The sequence below is a fragment of the Meridianimarinicoccus marinus genome (assembly GCF_040689105.1).
In the GTDB taxonomy this organism is placed as follows: domain Bacteria; phylum Pseudomonadota; class Alphaproteobacteria; order Rhodobacterales; family Rhodobacteraceae; genus Meridianimarinicoccus; species Meridianimarinicoccus marinus.
Map to the genome: position 1 here is coordinate 127,447 of NZ_JBFBVU010000001.1, position 21,315 is coordinate 148,761.

A 21,315-nucleotide genomic window follows, 5' to 3' on the forward strand; every position below is an offset into this window, starting at 1 on the left:
CGACTTAGCCGTTCTTGGCCATTTCCAATGCCGTGGCGCGGGTTTCCGTGGTGCGCCGGGTCCAGCCCTTCTTGAAGGTCTCCCAGGTGTCCAGACTGCGATAATGCTCCATCCGACCGTCGCTGAAGGCGTTGATGATATGCTCGGGCTCCAGCGTCTGGGCGGCGCCCACGGTGATCGGGCCGATCTGGCCGTCCTGTTCCACATGCACCAGCTTCTGCAGCAGCTTGGCCGACCGCCGAACCCCTGCATTTACGCCAAAATCGAAGGCCACCAGATCCACGCCGGCGGGCAGGCTGTCACAGCTCAGCGCGTTCCAGTAATTGGCGCGATAGATCTCACCGGCTTCTTCGCGGGTCAGATTGCGCACGTCGTCCCTGGTGACCGGCTGCCCGCGCCATGCGGCAAGCGTCTTGTGGGTGATGCCCATGTTGGTGGCGCCGCCCGGATCCTTGGGATGATCGGAATAGCCGCCTTCATGCATGAAGATGATTTCCAGACATTTCCCGAACTGCCGCGCGTCCTTGGCCTTGGGGCCACCAGCGGCGGCCGCCGCCATGACGGGGGCCGGGTTTGCCACGGCGGCCATGCGCTGGATCAGATCGGACGTCTGCCTGTTCTGCGCATCCACCATTGCCTGCGTCGCCCGCACATTGTCCTTCTGGATCTGTGCCACGGTGTTTTGGGCCTGCGCCGCGTTGATGTCCTTTTTCTGGGACCCGTTCGAGGATCCCAGCCAGAAGCTGATGACGGTGGCAAAGCCCGCCGTCAGCGCGCCCACGGCGATGTTGAGGATCTGCAGGATCAACTGCCCAGCGCCTTCGGTGGCATTGGCGGTGCCGCTCTTCACCAGGAACACCAGCGAGATCAGGGTCACGAAGAACCCCACGACCACCACCGTCGACACCAGCACCGGCCCCCAGGCCAGGTAGCTGCCCGACTTGTTCAGGTCCACCATGGTCGCGCGCGCGTCCTGCTTGTCGTCCAGACGCTTTTCCAGTTCGTCCAGTTCCCCGGCGCGCTGCTCGGACGCCGCCTGGATATCCAGACGCAGCTTTTCAAGCTGGGCCTGGCGCAGTTTCTCCTGCGCCTCCTGCTCTGCCTTGTCGGCGGCGGCTTCGATCTCGGCCAGACGCAGGCGCAGCTCGCCCGACAATTGCGGATCCTCGGCGCGCAGGGCGGCTTCCTGCGGATCATCGGTGTTCAGCACCTCCCGCACGACCGTCTCGACCAGATCCTGGGTTTCGGGTTTGGAACCCCGCGTCAGGCGCTTGGCCAGTCCGGGAAGCATGTTGACGGCAATTCCGATTAGCGGGCTCATGGGACCTCCGGGGCAGCCTGTTAACCATCTTGGGTGTCACATCCTAGCCGAGTCAACGTCGGGTGTTGCGGGCTTGCTCTTGGCTGCGCACGGCGAGTCGCGACGACATATCCTTGCAAGGTCCTGCGTCATTACGGCGCTAAGCGCAAAGCGCGAAGGTCAAGTCATTGATGAATAACATTTTTAAATGGATCGCCATTTGCGTGGCGAGTTGACCGCCCCGATGGGGGGGAGTAAGTCGAAGGCCACAACGGTTAAAAAAGCTGCGCGGGAGGCAATCCAATATGGAAGAACTGCTTCGAGAGTACCTGCCCATCCTTGTTTTTCTGGGCATCGCCGTGGCTCTTGGTCTGGTCCTGATCCTTGCCGCCGCTCTGCTGGCGGTTAAGAATCCCGATCCCGAGAAGGTCAGCGCTTATGAATGCGGCTTCAACGCCTTCGATGACGCGCGCATGAAATTCGACGTCCGCTTCTACCTGGTCTCGATCCTGTTCATCATCTTCGACCTCGAAGTGGCGTTCCTGTTCCCCTGGGCGGTGGCCTTCAAGGACATCTCGATGCTGGGGTTCTGGTCCATGATGGCGTTCCTCGCGGTTCTGACCATCGGCTTTGCCTATGAATGGAAGAAAGGGGCGCTCGAATGGGAGTGAGCACCGCAGCCAACACCGCCGGTCCCGACCGCGAAGTGGCCACGCAAGCGCTGAACAAGGAACTGCAGGACAAGGGTTTCCTGCTGACCTCGACCGAGGACATCATCAACTGGGCGCGCACCGGCTCGCTGCACTGGATGACCTTCGGGCTGGCCTGTTGCGCCGTCGAGATGATGCACACCGCCATGCCGCGCTATGACATGGAGCGGTTTGGCACGGCCCCACGCGCCTCGCCGCGCCAGTCCGACCTGATGATCGTCGCCGGCACGCTGACCAACAAGATGGCGCCCGCCCTGCGCAAGGTCTATGACCAGATGCCCGAGCCGCGCTACGTGGTCTCCATGGGCTCCTGCGCCAATGGCGGCGGCTATTATCACTACAGCTATTCCGTCGTGCGTGGCTGCGACCGCGTGGTGCCGGTGGATGTCTATGTGCCGGGCTGCCCGCCCACGGCCGAGGCACTGCTTTATGGCATCCTGCAGTTGCAGCGGAAGATCCGCCGCACCGGCACCCTTATCCGCTAACCGCGCATCGCCCAGAGGACCAAGGACATGACCGAACAGCTTCAGGAACTGGCGGCGCATATCGAGCTGGCACGCCCCGATTGCGTGGTCAGCACCGAGATCGCCTTCGACGAACTGACCGTGACCGTGACCCCGGCCTCGCTGCTGGCCTTCTGTGATTACCTGAAAACCGACCAGACCTGCCGCTTCTCGACCCTCGTGGACATCACCGCCGTGGATTATCCCGCGCGCGACAAGCGGTTCGACGTGGTCTACCACTTCCTGTCGATGTACCAGAATCAGCGGATCCGCGTACGGTTCGCCGTGCGCGAGGATCAGATGGTGCCCTCGCTGGTGTCGGTCTATCCGGCTGCCAACTGGTTCGAGCGTGAAGTTTTCGACATGTTCGGGCTGATCTTTTCCGGCCATCCCGACATGCGCCGCCTGCTGACCGACTACGGGTTCCGCGGCCATCCGCTGCGCAAGGACTTTCCGACCACCGGATACACCGAAGTGCGCTACGACGAAGAGAAAAAGCGCGTGGTCTACGAGCCGGTGAACCTGGTGCAGGAATACCGCCAGTTCGACTTCATGTCGCCCTGGGAAGGGGCCGAATACATCCTTCCCGGCGACGAGAAGAAAGGCGCCTGATGAAGCCCGGTCTCCAGATAGGCGCCCGCGCCAGCTTCAGCCGGGTGATCCGCCCGGAAGAGGTGGTGCCGCGGCTGTTCCCCGATGCGCGGGTCATGGATGACATGCCCGAAGTGCTGTCCAGCGCCTATATGATCGGCCTGTTCGAATGGGCCTGCGTCGAACAGCTGGCGCCGTTCTACGAAGACGGCGAATGCTCGCTGGGCACCGCCTTCGATCTGACCCATTGCGCGCCGACCCCGCCGGGGCTGACGGTCACGGTGGACACCGAGGTGCAGTCGATCGACGGCAATTTCATCTGGTTCAAGGTGCGCGGCCACGATGGTCACGACCTGATCGGCGAAGGCCGCCACCTGCGCGGCCTGATCGGGAAAGAGCGGTTCGAAAAACGCGTCGCCGCCAAGCGTCTGGAGGAGGGTGCCTGATGCAGATGCTCTGGTTCCTGGTGCTGAGCGCGCTGACCATCGTGCCGCTGTTCAAACTGTTGCCCCATTACCGGGTGAACCCGTATTGGGCGCTGACGGCGCTGATCCCCTTCGGGCTGATCGTGCTGCTTTGGGTGATGGCCGCCCGGGCCGAAGACTAGGAGAGGGCGAGGACATGGACGGAACGAATTTCGACGACGCCCAGACAGGCGAACAGAAGATCCGCAACTTCAACATCAACTTCGGGCCGCAACACCCGGCGGCCCACGGCGTGCTGCGCCTGGTGCTGGAACTGGACGGCGAGATCGTCGAGCGTTGCGATCCGCACATCGGCCTGCTGCATCGCGGCACCGAAAAGCTGATGGAAAGCCGCACCTACCTGCAGAACCTGCCGTATTTCGACCGCCTCGACTATGTGGCGCCGATGAACCAGGAACATGCCTGGTGCCTGGCCATCGAGAAACTGACCGGCACCGTGGTTCCGCGTCGCGGCTCGCTGATCCGGGTGCTTTACTCCGAGATAGGCCGCATCCTGAACCACCTGCTGAACGTGACCACGCAAGCCATGGACGTGGGCGCGCTGACACCGCCGCTCTGGGGCTTCGAGGAACGTGAGAAGCTCATGGTGTTCTACGAGCGGGCCTGCGGCGCCCGCCTGCACGCGGCCTATTTCCGCCCCGGCGGCGTGCATCAGGATCTGCCGCCCGAGCTGATCGAGGATATCGACACCTGGGCCGATGAATTCCCGCGCGTGCTGGATGACATCGACGGGCTGCTGACCGAGAACCGCATCTTCAAACAGCGCAACGCCGACATCTGCATTGTGACCGAACAGGACATTCTCGACTGGGGGTTCTCGGGCGTCATGGTGCGCGGCTCGGGCCTGCCCTGGGATCTGCGCCGCAGCCAGCCCTATGAATGCTACGACGAGTTCGATTTCCAGATCGCCATCGGCAAGAACGGCGATTGCTACGACCGCTACCTTGTCCGCATGGCCGAGATGCGTGAAAGCCTGAAGATCATCAAGCAGGCCTGCGAAAAGCTGCGCAACGAGCCCGGCGAGGTCATGGCCCGTGGCAAGCTGGCGCCGCCGAAACGCGGCGACATGAAGACCTCGATGGAAGCACTGATCCATCACTTCAAGCTCTACACCGAAGGCTTCCACGTGCCCGAGGGCGAGGTCTACGCCGCCGTCGAGGCGCCCAAGGGCGAATTCGGCGTCTATCTTGTCGCCGATGGCACCAACAAGCCCTACCGCTCCAAGATCCGGGCGCCGGGGTTCCTGCATTTGCAGGCTATGGACTACATGGCCAGCGGCCACCAGCTGGCCGATGTGGCCGCCATCATCGGCTCGCTCGACGTGGTGTTCGGGGAGATTGACCGCTGATGCGCGCCGTCCTGCCCCTTTTTCGTGGCCAAAATACTCCCGCCGGAGGCGTCCCACGCGGCCGCGCAGCCTCCCGCCCGATCCTGAAGGACCGCGTCTGACATGCTTCGTCGTCTCCATCCCGACCAGCCCGACAGTTTCGCCTTCACCCCGGCCAACCAGGCCTGGGCTGAAGCGCAGATCACGAAGTTTCCCGAGGGCCGTCAGGCCTCGGCGATCATTCCGCTTCTGTGGCGCGCGCAGGAACAGGAAGGCTGGCTGACCCGCCCAGCGATCGAACATGTGGCCGACCTGCTGGGCATGGCCCATATCCGGGCGCTGGAAGTCGCGACTTTCTACTTCATGTTCCAGTTGCAGCCGGTCGGCTCTGTGGCGCATGTGCAGATCTGCGGCACCCTGTCGTGCATGATCTGCGGCGCCGAGGATCTGATCGCCGTTTGCAAAGACAAGATCGCCCCCAACGCCCATGAACTGTCCGACGACGGAAAGCTCAGCTGGGAAGAGGTCGAATGCCTCGGTTCTTGCGCCAACGCGCCGATGGCCCAAATCGGCAAGGATTACTACGAAGACCTGACCGCCGAGAGCTTCGCCGCGCTGCTGGACGACCTGCGTGCAGGCAAGGTGCCGACGCCGGGTCCGCAAAATGGCCGCTATGCGTCGGAACCGCTCAAGGGCCTGACCTCGCTGACCGCACACGAGGCAGACAAGCTGCCGGCCAATGCGTCTGTCGCGCTGGCCACGGACATCGGCGACACGGTGAAACGCATCGACGGCACCGAGGTGCCCCTGCGCGCCCCCTGGACCGACCGCGAATTCAAGCTGCCCACCCCCAGCGCCCCGATCCCGGCGCCCGCCGCCGATCCACAGGTCGGCGACAAACCGGCGCTGCTGACCGGCGCACGCGACACCGGCGCGGATGATCTGAAGAAAATCAAGGGCATCGGCCCGAAACTGGAAGAGGCGCTGAACGAGATCGGCGTCTATCATTTCGACCAGATCGCCGGCTGGACCGAGGCCGAGGTTGCCTGGGTGGACGAGAACCTGATTGCCTTCAAGGGCCGTGTCTCGCGCGATGATTGGGTCGCGCAGGCGAAAGAACTGATCAAGGACGCGGATGGCTGACAGGGACCACGACAGCGACCGGCATCTGGCCCGCCAATCGCGCCTCGTGGCGCTGGTGATCGCGGGCACCATGCTGCTCTGGATGGGCGCTCAACTGCTGGGACCGATCCTGGGACTGCCGGATCGCTATGTGTTCCTGTTCGATTTCGCGGCAATGGCGGGGCTCGTCTGGGCGCTCGTCGTGACGACACAGATCTGGCGTGCGCGCCGGGCCGCCCGAAGCGGCGGGAAGTAAGGAGACGGCAATGCTGAAAGATGAAGATCGCATCTTTACCAATCTCTACGGCATGCATGACCGCAGCCTGAAGGGCGCGCAGGCGCGGGGCCATTGGGATGGCACCGCAGGCATCCTTGAAAAGGGCCGCGACTGGATCGTCGACCAGATGAAATCCTCGGGCCTGCGCGGACGCGGAGGCGCGGGCTTCCCGACCGGGCTGAAGTGGTCCTTCATGCCCAAGGAAAGCGATGGCCGCCCGCATTACCTTGTGGTCAATGCCGATGAATCGGAACCCGGCACCTGCAAGGATCGCGAGATCATGCGCCACGATCCGCACACGCTGGTCGAAGGCTGCCTGATCGCCTCGTTCGCCATGGGTGCCCATGCGGCCTATATCTATATTCGCGGCGAATACATCCGCGAACGCGAAGCCCTGCAGATGGCCATCGACGAGGCCTATGACGCGGGCCTTCTGGGCAAGAACGCGGCGGGGTCGGGCTGGGATTTCGACCTGTATCTCTCGCACGGGGCCGGGGCCTATATCTGCGGCGAGGAAACGGCGCTGATCGAAAGCCTTGAAGGCAAGAAGGGCATGCCCCGGATGAAGCCGCCGTTCCCGGCGGGCGCGGGTCTTTACGGCTGCCCAACCACGGTGAACAACGTCGAATCCATCGCCGTCGTGCCGACCATCCTGCGCCGCGGGCCAGAATGGTTCGCAGGCTTTGGTCGCCCGAACAACGCGGGCACCAAGCTTTATGCAATCTCGGGCCATGTGAACAATCCCTGCGTCGTCGAAGAGGCCATGTCGATCCCCTTCGAAGAACTGATCGAGAAGCATTGCGGCGGCATTCGCGGCGGCTGGGACAATCTTCTGGCGGTGATCCCCGGTGGATCTTCGGTGCCCTGCGTGCGCGGCGAGAACATGCGCGACGCGATCATGGATTTCGACGCGCTGAAGGAAAAGGGCTCCAGCCTTGGCACCGCAGCGGTGATCGTGATGGACAAGCAGACCGACATCATCAAGGCGATCTGGCGTCTGGCCAAGTTCTACAAGCACGAAAGCTGCGGCCAGTGCACGCCCTGCCGCGAAGGCACCGGATGGATGATGCGGGTGATGGAACGTCTGGTGAGAGGCGAGGCCGAGATCGAAGAGATCGACATGCTGTTCGAGGTGACCAAACAGGTCGAAGGCCACACGATCTGCGCCCTTGGCGACGCGGCGGCCTGGCCGATCCAGGGCCTGATCCGCAATTTCCGCGACGAGATCGAAGATCGCATCAAGGCGCAGAAATCCGGCCGTCTCAGTGCCGTGGCGGCCGAGTGATCCGCGCAGCCCTCATATCGCCTGCGGCCCTGCCGCTTGTCCGCGTCCCGTTTCGGGGCGCGCGGCCCGTGTGGTGCGGGGGCCTGTCATGACGCAGCAGCATCTTGCCGAGCTGAACATCGGGCGTCTTCTGGCGCCCACCGATGATCCGCGCGTGGCCGATTTCATGGCTGCGCTGGACCGGGTCAATGGTTTGGGCAAACGCTCGCCGGGATTTGTCTGGATGATGGAAGGTTCGGGCGAACCGGGCACCGGCAACACCGAGACCAGCATCGGCGACGACCCGCAGTTCGTGACCAACCTGACGGTCTGGCAGGACGCGCCCAGCCTTGAGCATTTCGTGTTCAACACGGTGCATCGGCAGTTCTATGAACGCCGCGCTGAATGGTTCGAGATCCTCGGACAACAGCATTTCGTCATGTGGTGGGTGCCCGCGGGGCATCGCCCGACACTGGAAGAGGCTCTGGCTCGGCTGGAGCACAAGGAAACCCATGGGGACAGCGACCACGCGTTCGGCTGGTCCCATCTGAAAGACGCCAAGCTGTGGAAATCCCGCGGCTGTGCGCCCATCGCAGCGGAGTAAGCGGATGAGTGACCTGCGCAAGATCATCATCGACGACCGGGAGGTCGAGGTCGATCCGGCCATGACCCTGATCCAGGCGTGTGAGCAGGCCGGCATCGAAGTGCCGCGCTTCTGCTATCACGAGCGTCTGTCGATCGCGGGCAACTGCCGCATGTGCCTGGTCGAGGTCGTGGGCGGCCCGCCCAAACCCGCGGCCTCCTGCGCGATGCAGGTCAAGGACCTGCGTCCTGGGCCGGAAGGGGCGCCGCCTGTGGTGAAAACCAACTCCCCGATGGTCAAGAAGGCCCGCGAAGGGGTGATGGAGTTCCTGCTCATCAACCACCCGCTGGATTGCCCGATCTGCGACCAGGGCGGCGAATGCGATCTTCAGGATCAGGCCATGGCTTACGGCGTGGATTTCTCGCGGTTCCGCGAGCCCAAGCGCGCGACCACGGATCTGGATCTTGGCCCGCTGGTCGAAACCCATATGACCCGCTGCATCTCCTGCACCCGCTGCGTGCGCTTCACCACCGAGGTGGCGGGCATCAGCCAGATGGGCCAGACCGGGCGCGGCGAGGATTCCGAGATCACCTCGTATCTGGGCGAGACGCTGGATTCGAACCTTCAGGGCAACATCATCGACCTGTGCCCGGTGGGCGCTCTGGTGTCGAAGCCCTACGCCTTTACCGCCCGTCCGTGGGAATTGACCAAAACCGAAAGCATCGACGTGATGGATGCGCTTGGCAGCAACATACGCGTCGATACCAAGGGCCGCGAAGTGATGCGCTTCCTGCCGCGCAACCATGACGGCGTGAACGAGGAATGGCTGAGCGACAAGTCGCGCTTCGTCTGGGACGGGCTGCGCCGCCAGCGCCTGGACACGCCGTACATTCGTGAAAACGGCAAGCTGCGCAAAGCCGGCTGGGATGAAGCCCTGACCGCCGTGGCCACCGCGATGAAGGGCAAGAAGGTTACGGGCCTTGTGGGTGATCTGGCCCCGGTCGAAGCGGTCTTTGCGCTCAAGCAACTGATCGAAGGGCAGGGCGGCACCGTCGAATGCCGCACCGATGGCGCGCGTCTGCCCGCCGACAACCGGTCGGCCTATGTGGGAACCGCCCGGATCGAGGATATCGATACGGCCAAGGCGATCATGCTGATCGGCACCAACCCGCGCGACGAAGCGCCGGTGCTGAACGCGCGCATCCGCAAGGCGTGGCTGGCCGGGGCCAAGATCGGCGTGATCGGGGAAGCCGCCGATCTGACTTATGAGTATTTCCATCTGGGCGCGGGCCGCGACGGTCTGATGGGCCTGATGGAAGAGGATCACACCGGCGCCATTGGCAAGGACACCGTGGTCATCATCGGGCAGGGCGCGCTGCGCGAGGCCGATGGTGCTGCCGTACTGGCACAGGCAATGAAATTCGCCGAAACCACCGAGTCGAAATTCCTGGTGCTGCACACCGCCGCCGCCCGCGTCGGTGCGATGGATGTGGGTGCTGTGACCGAGGGCGGTCTGCTGGCCGCCATCGACGGGGCCGAGGTGATCTACAATCTGGGCGCCGATGAGGTCGACATAGATGCCGGACCCTTCGTGATCTACCAGGGCAGCCATGGCGACCGGGGCGCGCATCGCGCCGACGTGATCCTGCCGGGGGCCGCCTGGACCGAGGAATCGGGCCTGTTCGTGAACACCGAGGGCCGCCCGCAACTGGCCGCCCGCGCCAGCTTCCCGCCGGGACAGGCGAAAGAGAACTGGGCAATCCTGCGTGCCCTGTCGGCGCAACTGGGCGCGACGCTTCCCTATGACAGCCTGACCCAACTGCGCCAGCAACTGGTCAAGGACGTGCCGCATCTGAAGAAGATCGACACCGTGCCGGAAAACGACTGGGTTCTGCCCGAACTGGATACCCCTGCATCGGCCGATTTCCGCAATGCGATCAAGGATCACTACCTGACCAACCCGATCGCCCGCGCCTCGGCCCTGATGGCCGAACTCAGCGCGGCGGCCAAGGCGCGGGGCGCGTCGTCCCTCGCGGCGGAGTGACCCGGATGCCGCGTTTCGAACTCCCGCGACATACTCGCACAAGCGCCCCTGTGGCGGCTGGCTTTGAGGTCGCAAAAGCTGTTTACCACGAGGCATCCGCGTGCCGCGCCGCTGCCCTGACCCCGGAGGTGACCACCGATGGATGACTTCTTTTCGACCAACGCCGGGATTGCGGTGATCATCGTGGCCCAGTGCCTTGCGGTGCTTGGCTTCGTGATGATTTCGCTGCTGTTTCTTGTCTATGGCGACCGCAAGATCTGGGCCGCCGTGCAGATGCGCCGCGGGCCCAACGTGGTGGGCGCTTTCGGCCTGCTGCAGACCGTGGCCGATGCCCTGAAATACGTGGTCAAGGAAATCGTCGTGCCCGCCGGGGCCGACCGCACCGTGTTCATGCTGGCACCGATGACCAGCTTCGTGCTGGCGATGCTGGCCTGGGCCGTCATCCCTTTCACCGACAATTGGGTGCTGGCTGATCTGAATGTGGCGATCCTGTTCGTCTTCGCGGTGTCCTCGCTTGAGGTTTACGGCGTGATCATGGGCGGCTGGGCCTCGAACTCGAAGTACCCGTTCCTTGGCTCGCTGCGCTCGGCCGCGCAGATGATTTCCTACGAGGTGTCGATCGGCCTGATCATCATCGGGGTGATCATCTCGACCGGCTCGATGAACTTCGGGGATATCGTAGCGGCGCAGGACGGCAGCTTCGGCTTCTTCAACTGGTACTGGCTGCCGCATCTGCCCATGGCGGTGATCTTCTTCATCTCGTGCCTTGCAGAAACCAACCGCCCGCCCTTCGACCTTCCGGAAGCGGAATCCGAACTGGTGGCGGGTTATCAGGTGGAATACTCCTCGACCCCGTTCCTGCTGTTCATGGCCGGCGAATACATCGCCATCTTCCTGATGTGCGCCCTGAACTCGCTGCTGTTCTTCGGCGGCTGGCTGTCGCCGATTCCGGGGCTGCCCGACGGGGCACTGTGGATGGTCGGCAAGATGGCGATCTTCTTCTTCCTCTTCGCCATGGTGAAAGCCATCGTGCCGCGCTATCGCTACGACCAGCTGATGCGCCTGGGCTGGAAAGTGTTCCTGCCGCTGTCGCTGGGCTGGGTCGTCGTGGTGGCGTTCTTCGCGAAATTCGAACTTTTCGGCGGCGCCTATGCCCGCTGGGTTGTGGGAGGCTGAGATGTCGTCAATCGACTGGACCCGCGCCGGCAAGTATTTCCTGCTCAAGGATTTCCTTGTGGGCATGAAGCTGGGGCTGAAGTACTTCTTCGCGCCCAAGGCCACCCTGAACTATCCGCACGAAAAAGGCCCGCTGTCGCCCCGGTTCCGTGGCGAGCACGCGCTGCGCCGCTATCCCAACGGGGAAGAACGCTGCATCGCTTGCAAGCTGTGCGAAGCCATCTGCCCGGCGCAGGCCATCACCATCGACGCCGAACCGCGCGAGGACGGCTCGCGCCGGACCACGCGCTATGACATCGACATGACCAAATGCATCTACTGCGGCTTCTGTCAGGAAGCCTGCCCGGTGGATGCCATCGTCGAAGGCCCGAACTTCGAGTTCGCCACAGAAACCCGCGAAGAGCTGTACTACGACAAGGACAAGCTGCTCGCCAACGGCGAACGCTGGGAGGCCGAGATTGCGCGCAATCTCGAACTCGATGCGCCTTATCGCTGAGCCGAAGGAAGGATCCGACCATGACCGTCGCTGATATCGCATTCTACGGCTTCGCCCTGTCCGTCATCACCGGCGGGCTGTTCACCGTCATTTCGAAAAACCCGGTGCATTCGGTGCTGTGGCTGATCCTCGCCTTCCTCAGCGCGGCGGGGCTGTTCGTCCTGCTGGGCGCGGAATTCGTCGCCATGCTTCTGATCATCGTCTACGTCGGCGCAGTGGCCGTGCTGTTCCTGTTCGTGGTGATGATGCTGGACGTGGACTTCGCCGAGCTGAAGGCCGAAATGGCGAAATACATGCCGCTGGCGCTGCTGATCGGGGTGGTGATCCTGATGCAACTGGCGCTGGCCTTCGGGGTCTGGGACACGGCGGACCAGGCGCAAGCGCTGCGCGCCAACGTCGCCCCGGCGATCGAGGACATGCACAACACCGAAGCCCTGGGCCTGCTGATCTACGACAAGTATTTCCTGCTGTTCCAACTGGCGGGTCTGATCCTGCTGGTTGCCATGGTCGGCGCCATCATGCTGACCCTGCGCCATCGCCCGAACATCAAGCGCCAGGACGTTCTGGCCCAGATGTACCGCGACCCGGCCAAGGCGCTGGAGCTGAAGGACATGAAACCGGGGCAGGGGCTGTAACGCCACTGCCTGCCGCCTGACACCCGGCGGACCGAACAACTGCGGCCCCGGAGCGACCGGGACCGGACAAGACCAACTGTCGGGCAACGACCCGGAGGGACACGGATGATCGGACTTGAACATTACCTGACGGTGGCGGCAACGCTGTTTGTCATCGGCATCTTCGGGCTCTTCCTGAACCGGAAGAACGTCATCATCATCCTGATGTCGGTGGAACTGATGCTGCTGGCCGTGAACATCAACCTCGTGGCCTTCTCCAGCTATCTGGGCGACCTGACCGGACAGATCTTCACGCTGTTCGTTCTGACCGTGGCCGCGGCCGAGGCCGCCATCGGCCTTGCCATTCTGGTCTGCTTCTTCCGAAACCGCGGCACCATCGCCGTGGAAGACGTCAACAATATGAAAGGCTGAGCAGATGGAACAGGTCATCGTCTTCCTTCCCCTGCTCGGGGCACTCATTTCCGGCTTCGGCTGGCGCATCGTGGGCGAAAAGAACGCCATGCGCATCGCCACCGGCCTGCTGATCTATGCCTGCTTCTCGTCCTGGGCTGCCTTCCTGGCGCCCACCGGCATGACCAAGCATATCGAGGTGCTACGCTGGATTTCCTCCGGCACGCTCGACACTTATTGGGGTCTGCGGGTCGACCGGCTGACCACCATCATGCTGATCGTGGTGACCAGCGTGTCGACGCTCGTCCACGTCTACAGTTTCGGCTACATGGATCACGACCCGCAGTGGAAAGAGGGCGAGGTCTACAAGCCGCGCTTCTTCGCCTATCTGTCGTTCTTCACCTTCGCCATGCTGATGCTGGTGACCAGCGACAACCTGGTCCAGATGTTCTTTGGCTGGGAAGGGGTGGGCGTCGCCTCGTACCTGCTGATCGGGTTCTACTACCGCAAGCCCTCGGCAAATGCCGCCGCGATCAAGGCCTTCGTGGTCAACCGCGTCGGCGACTTCGGCTTTGCCCTCGGCATCTTCGCGCTGTTCTTCCTGACCGACAGCGTGCAGCTTGACGTGATCTTCGCCGCCGCCCCGGAACTGGCGCAGACCCAGATCAGTTTCCTGTGGCGCGACTGGAATGCCGCCGAACTGACCGCCTTCCTGCTGTTCATCGGCGCGATGGGCAAATCGGCGCAACTGTTCCTGCACACCTGGCTGCCTGATGCGATGGAAGGCCCGACCCCGGTGTCGGCCCTGATCCACGCCGCCACCATGGTGACGGCAGGGGTCTTCCTTGTCTGCCGCATGTCGCCGCTGATGGAATTCGCCCCGGCGACGCTCAGCTTCATCACCTTCATCGGCGCTTCGACCGCCTTCTTCGCGGCGACCGTGGGTTTGGTGCAGAATGACATCAAGCGCGTGATCGCCTATTCGACCTGTTCGCAACTGGGCTACATGTTTGTGGCGGCGGGCGTCGGTGCCTATTCGGCGGCCATGTTCCACCTGTTCACTCATGCGTTCTTCAAGGCGATGCTGTTCCTTGGCGCGGGGTCGGTCATCCACGCGATGCATCACGAGCAGGACATGCGCAACTATGGCGCGCTGCGCAAGAAGATCCCCTATACCTTCTGGGCGATGATGATCGGCACGCTGGCCATCACCGGCGTCGGCATTCCGCTGACTTACATCGGCTTTGCCGGCTTCCTGTCGAAGGATGCGATCATCGAGAGCGCCTGGGCCGGGACCAACCCGATGGCCGGCTATGCCTTCTGGATGCTGGTGGCCGCTGCGGCGATGACCAGCTTCTACTCCTGGCGCCTGATCTTCATGACTTTCTTTGGCGAGGCGCGCGGCGACAGCCATACCCATGCCCATGCCCATGAAAGCCCCAAGGTGATGACCGTGCCGCTGGGCATCCTGGCCATCGGCGCGATCTTCGCCGGCATGGTCTGGTACAAGCCCTTCTTCGGCGATCACCACGCGGTGGAATCCTGGTTCGGCATTCCCCATGCCGAGGCCGTGGTTGCCGCCGATCATGGCGCCGCTCCGGTGGAGGCTGCCGCGACAACCGACGGCCACGCGCCTGCTGCCGACAGCCACGCCGCGACCGATGGCCATGGGGCCGAGGCTGCACATGATGGCGTGGTCGCCGCATCGGCAGCCCCCCTGCAATATGGCGCCATCTACATGGGCCCGGACAACCACGTGATCGACGACGCCCACCACGCCCCGGCCTGGGTCAAGGTATCGCCCTTCATCGCCATGTTGCTGGGCTTTGCGCTGAGCTGGTTGATGTACATCCGCCGGACCGATCTGCCAGGCAAGCTGGCGGCCACCAATTGGCCGCTCTACAACTTCCTGCTGAACAAGTGGTACTTCGACGAGATCTACAACTTCGTCTTCGTCCGTCCGACCTTTGCCCTTGGCCGCTTCCTGTGGAAGCGCGGGGACGGGGCTACCATCGACGGCGGCATCAACGGGCTGGCCATGGGGATCATCCCCTTCTTCACCCGCCTCGCGGGGCGGGCCCAGACCGGCTATTTGTTCACCTATGCCTTTGCCATGGTGCTGGGCGTTGCGGTGCTGATTACGCTTATGAGCCTCACCGGGGGGGCTGAGTAATGGATAACCTGCTTTCGATTGTCACCTTCCTTCCGGCGGTTGCGGCGCTCATCCTCGCGGTGTTCCTGCGCGGCGATGATCCGGATGCGCAGCGCAACGCCAAATGGGTGGCGCTGGCGGCGACAGGGCTGACCTTCCTGCTCTCGCTGTTCCTGCTCAGCGGCTTCAACCCCGCCGATCCCGGCTTCCAGTTCGTCGAAGAGCACGACTGGATCCTCGGCATGAAGTACAAGATGGGCGTGGACGGCATCTCGGTGCTGTTCGTGCTGCTGACCACCTTCCTGATGCCGCTGACCATCGGCGCCTGCTGGACGGTGGAGAAGCGCGTCAAGGAATACATGATCGCCTTCCTGGTGCTGGAAACCCTGATGCTGGGCGTCTTCTGCGCACTGGATCTGGTGCTGTTCTACCTGTTCTTCGAAGCAGGCCTGATCCCGATGTTCCTGATCATCGGCATCTGGGGCGGGGCCAACCGGATCTACGCCAGCTTCAAGTTCTTCCTCTACACCTTCCTTGGGTCGGTGCTGATGCTGGTCGCCATGATCGCCATGGCGCTGGACGCGGGCACCACCGATATTCCCAGTTTGCTCAACCACCAGTTCGGGTCGGAAAGCTTCAACCTGCTGGGCATCCATGTGCTGGGCGGCATGCAGACGCTGTTGTGGATCGCCTTCTTCGCTTCCTTCGCGGTGAAGATGCCCATGTGGCCGGTGCACACCTGGTTGCCGGACGCGCACGTGCAGGCGCCCACCGCAGGCTCGGTGGTGCTGGCCGCGATTCTGCTGAAGATGGGCGGCTACGGCTTCCTGCGGTTCTCGCTGCCGATGTTCCCGGTGGCCTCGGACATCATGGCGCCGCTGGTGCTGTGGATGTCGGCCATCGCCATTGTCTACACCTCGCTGGTGGCGCTGGTGCAGGAGGACATGAAGAAGCTGATCGCCTATTCCTCGGTCGCGCACATGGGCTATGTCACCGCGGGCATCTTCTCGGCCAACCAGCAGGGCATCGACGGCGCCATCTTCCAGATGATCAGCCACGGCTTCATCTCGGGCGCCCTGTTCCTGTGCGTCGGCGTGATCTATGACCGGATGCACACCCGCGAAATCAGCGCCTATGGCGGTCTGGTGAACCGGATGCCGGCCTATGCGCTGATCTTCATGCTGTTCACAATGGCCAACGTCGGCCTGCCGGGCACCTCGGGCTTCGTGGGCGAATTCCTGACGCTGGTGGGCATCTTCCAGGCCAACACCTGGGTGGCCGCCGTGGCCACCTCGGGGGTGATCCTGTCGGCGGGCTATGCCCTGTGGCTGTACCGCCGGGTGGTCTTTGGCGAGTTGATCAAGGAAAGCCTGAAGTCCATCACCGACATGGATCGCCGCGAGCGGGTGATCTTCGTCCCGCTGGTCGCCATGACCCTGCTGCTGGGCGTCTATCCCAGCCTCGTGACCGACATCATCGGCCCTTCGGTCGAGAACCTCGTGTCGAACTATCAGACAGCCGTCCTGGAGCGCGTCGACGCCACCCAGGTCGCCACGCATCACTGAGGACGCATCATGATCGGTTCCGACCTCTCTATCATCCTTCCGGAAATCGTCCTGTCGGTCTATGCCATGGCCGCGCTTCTGGCCGGAGCCTACGGCGGCAAGGACAAGCTGGCGCCGATGCTGGTCTGGCTGACCAGCGGGCTGTTCGTGCTGCTGGCCGTCTGGATCGGCCTTGGCACCGCGACCACGCAGGAGGCCTTCGGCGGGCTGTTCATCGACGACGCCTTCGCGCGGTTCTCGAAAACGGTGATCCTGCTGGCCGCTGCCGCCGTTCTGGTGATGAGCGAGAAATACATGGCCAAGCGCGACCTGCTGCGCTTTGAATACCCGCTGCTGATCGCCCTGGCGACGGTGGGCATGATGATGATGGTCTCCGCCGGGGACCTGATGTCGCTTTACATGGGGCTGGAGCTGCAGTCGCTGGCGCTCTACGTCGTCGCCTCGCTGCGCCGCGACAGTGTGAAATCCACCGAAGCCGGCCTGAAGTATTTCGTGCTGGGCGCGCTCAGCTCGGGCCTGCTGCTGTATGGTGCCTCGCTGACCTATGGCTATGCCGGCACCACCGATTTCTCGGGCATCATCCAGACCGCCAACCAGGGCGAGATGTCGCTGGGTCTGCTCTTCGGGCTGGTGTTCCTGATGTCGGGGCTGGCGTTCAAAGTCTCGGCAGCACCCTTCCACATGTGGACGCCGGATGTCTACGAAGGCTCGCCGACGCCGGTCACGGCCTTCTTCGCCACCGCGCCCAAGGTGGCGGCGATGGGGCTGTTTGCCCGTGTGGTGCATGATGCCTTCGGCAATGCCATCGGCGACTGGCAACAGGTCATCGCGCTGCTGTCGGTGGTGTCGATGTTCCTGGGCTCGGTCGCGGCCATCGGCCAGACCAACATCAAGCGCCTGATGGCCTATTCCTCGATCGCGCACATGGGGTATGCGCTGATGGGGCTGGCCTCGGGCACGGTCTTCGGCGTGCAGGCGATGCTGATCTACATGGCCATCTATGTAACCATGAACATCGGCACCTTCGCCTTCATCATGTCGATGAGCCGCAACGGCCTGCCGGTGACCGATATCAACTCGTTGAACGATTTCTCGAACCGCGAGCCGCTGAAGGCGCTGGCGATGCTGGTGCTGCTGTTCTCGCTGGCCGGGGTGCCGCCGCTGGTGGGCTTCTTCGGCAAGTACTATGTGCTGATGGCCGCGCTGGAAGGTGGGCTGGGCTGGCTGGCCGTGGCCGGTGTCATCGCCTCGGTGATCGGCGCGTTCTACTACCTGCGCATCGTCTATTACATGTACTTCGGCGACGCGCAGGAACCGCTGGACAAGAGCAGCTCGCCGGTGCTGACCGTGTTCCTCGTCGGCTCTGCCGCTGCCATGGTTCTGGGTGTCATCAACCTGTTCGGTGTCGAAACGCTGGCCGCTTCGGCCGCCGCCGCACTGGTTCAATAGCATGGCCCCATGGCCCGATGGGGTAGGCCGCCGGGTTCTGGCAGAGGTGGACAGCACCAATGCCGAAGCCGCCCGGCTGGCCCCCGATCTTTCCGGCCCGACATGGGTTCTCGGCCTGCGGCAAACCGCAGGCCGTGGCCGTCGCGGGCGCGCGTGGCAAAGTGCCGAGGGCAACTTCGCCGCAACGCTGGTGATGCGCGTGCCGGACGGTCCGGCCTTCGCCGCCCAACGGTCTTTCGTGGCCGCCCTTGCCTTGCAGGACGCGCTGGCCGAGGCCACCCGCCGCCCCGAGGCCATCCGCCTGAAATGGCCCAACGATGTGCTGCTGAACGGCGCCAAGGTGGCCGGGATTCTGCTGGAATCCTCGGGGCAGGGCGGAACACCGGGCCCGCTGTGCGTAGGCATCGGCGTGAACCTGGCGCAGGAACCGGATGCCGGAACGCTGGAGCCTGACGCCTTGGCGCCGACCTCGGTTCTGTCGGCCACGGGCATCCGCATCACCCCGGAAGAGTTCCTCGACCTGCTGGCCCCGGCCTTCGCCACCTGGGAGACGCGGTTGACCACCTATGGGTTCGATCCCCTGCGGCGCGCCTTCCTGGACCATGCGGCCAAGCTGGGTGAAGTCATCACCGCCCGCACCGCGAAGGACAGCCTAACCGGGACCTTCACCGATATCGATGCGGATGGCGCACTGGTGCTGACCGGCGCCAAGGGCCGGGTGGTCCTGCCCGCTGCCGACATCTTTTTCTGATCCCAGCGCGGAGGGCGCCATGCTTCTGGCCATCGACTGCGGCAATACCAACACCGTATTTTCCCTGTGGAACGGCGAAAGCTTCGTTTCGACCTGGCGCATGGCCACCAACCCCACGCGCACCGCGGATGAATATTTCGTCTGGTTGTCCTCGCTGATGTCCTCGCAGCGGCTGACGGCCAGCGTGTCCGAAGTCATCATCTCGACCACCGTGCCGCGTGTGGTGTTCAACCTGCGGGTGCTGAGCTCGCGCTATTTCGACTGCCGGCCGCTGGTGGTGGGCCGCCCCGACTGCCTGTTGCCGGTCGATGTGCGCGTGGATGCGGGCACCAAGGTTGGCCCGGACCGGCTGGTCAACACCGTGGGCGCTTTCGATCTGTATGGCGGAGACCTTGTTGTGGTGGACTTCGGCACGGCCACCACCTTCGACGTGGTGGACATGGATGGCGCCTATATCGGCGGGGTGATCTCGCCGGGGGTAAACCTCAGCCTGGAAGCCCTGCATCAGGCCGCCGCCGCCCTGCCGCATATCGACGTGACCATGCCGGGGCAGGTGATCGGCAAGAATACGGTGGACTGCATGCAGTCAGGTGTGTTCTGGGGGTACATAGGTCTGGTCAAGGAAATCATCGCCCGCATCCGGGCGGAACACGGCCGACCCATGAAAGTGATCGGCACCGGAGGGCTTGCCCCATTGTTCCAGCAGGGCGACGTGCTATTTGACGAGTTCGACGAGAGCCTCACGATGCATGGGCTCACGGTGATTAGCAATTACAATAAGGAGTTCGCTGGCCAATGAGCGCGGACCGCTTGATCTACCTGCCCCTTGGTGGGGCCGGCGAGATCGGAATGAACTGTTATGTGTATGGGTACGGCCCCAAGGGCAAGGAACGCTTTATCCTTGTCGATCTGGGCGTGACCTTTCCCGACATGGATGGCTCGCCCGGAGTCGATCTGATCTTTCCCGATATCAGTTGGCTGGCCGAACGGGCCAACCGGCTGGACGCCATTTTCATCACCCACGCGCATGAGGATCACGTCGGCGCGGTGGGGCATCTGTGGTCGAAGCTGAAGGCGCCGATCTATTGCCGCCCCTTCACCGCCAATATTGCCAAGCGCAAGATGGAGGAGCAGGGCCAACCCGAGAACCTGGTCCGCATCGTGCAGCCCTGGCCCGAGACCGTGAAGGCGGGCCCGTTCAGCGTGTCCTTCCTGCCGATGTCGCATTCGATCCCCGAAACCTCGGCGCTGGTGATCGATAGCCCGAAGGGGCGGATCGTGCACACCGGCGACTTCAAGCTCGACAAGACCCCGCTGGTGGGCGAAGCCTTCGATCCCGAGCTTTGGGCCGAAGTGGCCAAGCCCGGCGTGCGGGCGCTGGTCTGCGACAGTACCAACGTGATGAGCCCGCACGCGGGCCGCTCCGAAGCGACGCTGCCCGAGGAAATCACCAAGCTGATCGCCTCGGCGCCAGGCATGGTGGTGGCCACGACCTTCGCATCCAACGTGGCGCGGGTGAAAACCCTGGCCGAGGCCGGGCGGGCCGCGGGCCGGTCGGTGGTTCTGCTGGGACGGGCCATGCGACGCATGGTGTCGGCGGCGCAGGAAACCGGGGTTCTGCACGATTTTCCCAAGACCGTTCTGGTCGAGGAAGCGGGCAACATCCCGCGCGAAGGCCTGATGCTGATCGTCACCGGCAGCCAGGGCGAACGCCGGGCGGCCTCGGCGCAACTGGCGCGGGGCAAGTACCTCGGGATGTCGATGAAGGACGGGGACATGTTCCTGTTCTCGTCGAAAACCATCCCCGGCAACGAACGCGGCGTGCTGCGCATCATCAACGCCTTCAGCGAGAAGGGCGTCGACGTCGTGGACGACAGCACCGGCCAGTACCATGTGTCGGGCCATGCCAACCGCCCCGACCTGAAGGAAATGCACGCGCTGATGAAGCCGCAGTTCCTGATCCCCATGCATGGCGAACACCGGCATCTGCGCGAGCATGTGAAGCTGGGTCTGGAAACCGGGCTGAAAGGCGTCCTGGCGCCCAATGGCACCATGGTGGATCTGGCGGGCAACGAGCCCAAAGTGGTCGAATACGTCGAAACCGGCCGCACCTATCTGGACGGCACCGTGCAGATCGGCGCGCTGGATGGCGTCGTGCGTGATCGGATCCGGCTGGCGCTGAACGGCCATGTCACCGTGACCCTGATCCTCGACGAAAACGACGAACCGTTGGGCGAGCCGTGGTGCGAGATCATGGGCCTGCCGAAACAGGGCCGCTCGGGGACACCGCTGACCGAGGTTCTGGAACACGATCTGGATCAGGTGATGGGCCGGGCCGATGATTCGATCCTGACCGATGACGACAAGCTGACCGAGGTCCTGCGCCGCGGTGCCCGCAACTCGGCCAACGCCGAGATCGGCCGCAAGCCCGAAGTGACCGTGGTCATCAGCCGTCTGGTTGATTGATCGCAAACGATTGACCCGAGGCAGGGCCG

At 63.5% G+C, this 21,315-nt stretch carries 22 protein-coding genes; 21 read left to right on the plus strand and 1 reads right to left on the minus strand.

Features of this window, described 5'->3' with window-relative positions; all coding sequences use genetic code 11:
- Nucleotides 1-4: 4 nt before the first annotated feature.
- Nucleotides 5-1,321: a glycoside hydrolase family 108 protein gene (locus AB0T83_RS00645; protein ID WP_366190684.1), complete on the minus strand. Its 1,317-nt coding sequence runs from the start codon at nt 1,319-1,321 to the stop codon at nt 5-7.
- A gap of 284 nt (nt 1,322-1,605) precedes the next feature.
- Between AB0T83_RS00645 and AB0T83_RS00650 the strand changes: the two genes are divergently transcribed.
- The 21 genes from AB0T83_RS00650 to AB0T83_RS00750 all read left to right on the plus strand — a co-directional run bounded on the left by AB0T83_RS00650 (nt 1,606) and on the right by AB0T83_RS00750 (nt 21,286).
- A complete protein-coding gene (locus tag AB0T83_RS00650; RefSeq protein WP_366190686.1) occupies nt 1,606-1,971 on the plus strand; it encodes an NADH-quinone oxidoreductase subunit A in 366 nt (121 codons plus the stop codon).
- Entirely contained in the window at nt 1,962-2,495 is a 534-nt protein-coding gene (locus tag AB0T83_RS00655) for a NuoB/complex I 20 kDa subunit family protein (RefSeq protein ID WP_366190688.1), read from the plus strand. Before AB0T83_RS00650 ends, AB0T83_RS00655 begins: the two co-directional genes overlap by 10 nt.
- Nucleotides 2,496-2,522: 27 nt before the next feature.
- The gene (locus AB0T83_RS00660) at nt 2,523-3,125 is read left to right on the plus strand and encodes an NADH-quinone oxidoreductase subunit C (protein WP_366190689.1); all 603 of its coding nucleotides are present in this window, start codon (nt 2,523-2,525) and stop codon (nt 3,123-3,125) included.
- Nucleotides 3,125-3,550 (plus strand): thioesterase family protein, encoded by a 426-nt coding sequence (locus AB0T83_RS00665; protein ID WP_366190691.1) that lies wholly within the window; start codon nt 3,125-3,127, stop codon nt 3,548-3,550. Before AB0T83_RS00660 ends, AB0T83_RS00665 begins: the two co-directional genes overlap by 1 nt.
- Entirely contained in the window at nt 3,550-3,711 is a 162-nt protein-coding gene (locus AB0T83_RS00670; protein ID WP_193141770.1) for a hypothetical protein, read from the plus strand. Before AB0T83_RS00665 ends, AB0T83_RS00670 begins: the two co-directional genes overlap by 1 nt.
- 14 nt (nt 3,712-3,725) lie before the next feature.
- Nucleotides 3,726-4,937: an NADH-quinone oxidoreductase subunit D gene (locus AB0T83_RS00675; protein ID WP_193141769.1), complete on the plus strand. Its 1,212-nt coding sequence runs from the start codon at nt 3,726-3,728 to the stop codon at nt 4,935-4,937.
- 102 nt (nt 4,938-5,039) lie between these two features.
- Nucleotides 5,040-6,059 carry an NADH-quinone oxidoreductase subunit NuoE gene (gene nuoE, locus AB0T83_RS00680; RefSeq protein ID WP_366190693.1) on the plus strand — a complete coding sequence of 340 codons (1,020 nt, stop codon included), beginning with the start codon at nt 5,040-5,042 and terminating at the stop codon, nt 6,057-6,059.
- Nucleotides 6,052-6,294: a DUF5337 domain-containing protein gene (locus AB0T83_RS00685; protein ID WP_366190695.1), complete on the plus strand. Its 243-nt coding sequence runs from the start codon at nt 6,052-6,054 to the stop codon at nt 6,292-6,294. Before nuoE ends, AB0T83_RS00685 begins: the two co-directional genes overlap by 8 nt.
- Before the next feature lie 10 nt (nt 6,295-6,304).
- Nucleotides 6,305-7,600: an NADH-quinone oxidoreductase subunit NuoF gene (nuoF, locus tag AB0T83_RS00690; RefSeq protein WP_366190696.1), complete on the plus strand. Its 1,296-nt coding sequence runs from the start codon at nt 6,305-6,307 to the stop codon at nt 7,598-7,600.
- Nucleotides 7,601-7,688: 88 nt separating this feature from the next.
- Entirely contained in the window at nt 7,689-8,183 is a 495-nt protein-coding gene (locus tag AB0T83_RS00695; RefSeq protein WP_366190698.1) for a DUF3291 domain-containing protein, read from the plus strand.
- A 4-nt stretch (nt 8,184-8,187) separates the two neighbouring features.
- The gene (gene nuoG / locus AB0T83_RS00700; protein ID WP_366190699.1) at nt 8,188-10,206 is read left to right on the plus strand and encodes an NADH-quinone oxidoreductase subunit NuoG; all 2,019 of its coding nucleotides are present in this window, start codon (nt 8,188-8,190) and stop codon (nt 10,204-10,206) included.
- Between the two features lie 138 nt (nt 10,207-10,344).
- Nucleotides 10,345-11,382, plus strand: a complete 1,038-nt coding sequence (gene nuoH / locus AB0T83_RS00705; protein WP_366190701.1) for an NADH-quinone oxidoreductase subunit NuoH — start codon at nt 10,345-10,347, stop codon at nt 11,380-11,382.
- 1 nt (nt 11,383) lies between these two features.
- Nucleotides 11,384-11,878 carry an NADH-quinone oxidoreductase subunit NuoI gene (nuoI, locus tag AB0T83_RS00710; protein ID WP_193141762.1) on the plus strand — a complete coding sequence of 165 codons (495 nt, stop codon included), beginning with the start codon at nt 11,384-11,386 and terminating at the stop codon, nt 11,876-11,878.
- A gap of 20 nt (nt 11,879-11,898) precedes the next feature.
- Nucleotides 11,899-12,513: an NADH-quinone oxidoreductase subunit J gene (locus tag AB0T83_RS00715; protein ID WP_366190703.1), complete on the plus strand. Its 615-nt coding sequence runs from the start codon at nt 11,899-11,901 to the stop codon at nt 12,511-12,513.
- Nucleotides 12,514-12,618: 105 nt separating this feature from the next.
- The gene (gene nuoK / locus AB0T83_RS00720) at nt 12,619-12,924 is read left to right on the plus strand and encodes an NADH-quinone oxidoreductase subunit NuoK (protein ID WP_193141760.1); all 306 of its coding nucleotides are present in this window, start codon (nt 12,619-12,621) and stop codon (nt 12,922-12,924) included.
- Nucleotides 12,925-12,928: 4 nt separating this feature from the next.
- Nucleotides 12,929-15,076 carry an NADH-quinone oxidoreductase subunit L gene (gene nuoL / locus AB0T83_RS00725; RefSeq protein WP_366190705.1) on the plus strand — a complete coding sequence of 716 codons (2,148 nt, stop codon included), beginning with the start codon at nt 12,929-12,931 and terminating at the stop codon, nt 15,074-15,076.
- Nucleotides 15,076-16,620: an NADH-quinone oxidoreductase subunit M gene (locus tag AB0T83_RS00730; protein ID WP_366190706.1), complete on the plus strand. Its 1,545-nt coding sequence runs from the start codon at nt 15,076-15,078 to the stop codon at nt 16,618-16,620. The genes nuoL and AB0T83_RS00730 overlap by 1 nt, the downstream gene beginning before the upstream one ends.
- 9 nt (nt 16,621-16,629) lie before the next feature.
- Nucleotides 16,630-18,069 (plus strand): NADH-quinone oxidoreductase subunit NuoN, encoded by a 1,440-nt coding sequence (gene nuoN, locus AB0T83_RS00735; protein ID WP_366190708.1) that lies wholly within the window; start codon nt 16,630-16,632, stop codon nt 18,067-18,069.
- A gap of 1 nt (nt 18,070) precedes the next feature.
- Complete coding sequence (locus AB0T83_RS00740) at nt 18,071-18,820, plus strand: biotin--[acetyl-CoA-carboxylase] ligase (protein ID WP_366190709.1); 750 nt, start codon at nt 18,071-18,073, stop codon at nt 18,818-18,820.
- 19 nt (nt 18,821-18,839) lie between these two features.
- On the plus strand, nt 18,840-19,619 hold the full coding sequence (locus tag AB0T83_RS00745) for a type III pantothenate kinase (RefSeq protein WP_366190711.1): 780 nt from the start codon (nt 18,840-18,842) through the stop codon (nt 19,617-19,619).
- Complete coding sequence (locus tag AB0T83_RS00750) at nt 19,616-21,286, plus strand: ribonuclease J (RefSeq protein WP_366190712.1); 1,671 nt, start codon at nt 19,616-19,618, stop codon at nt 21,284-21,286. Before AB0T83_RS00745 ends, AB0T83_RS00750 begins: the two co-directional genes overlap by 4 nt.
- The last annotated feature ends 29 nt before the right edge of the window (nt 21,287-21,315 follow it).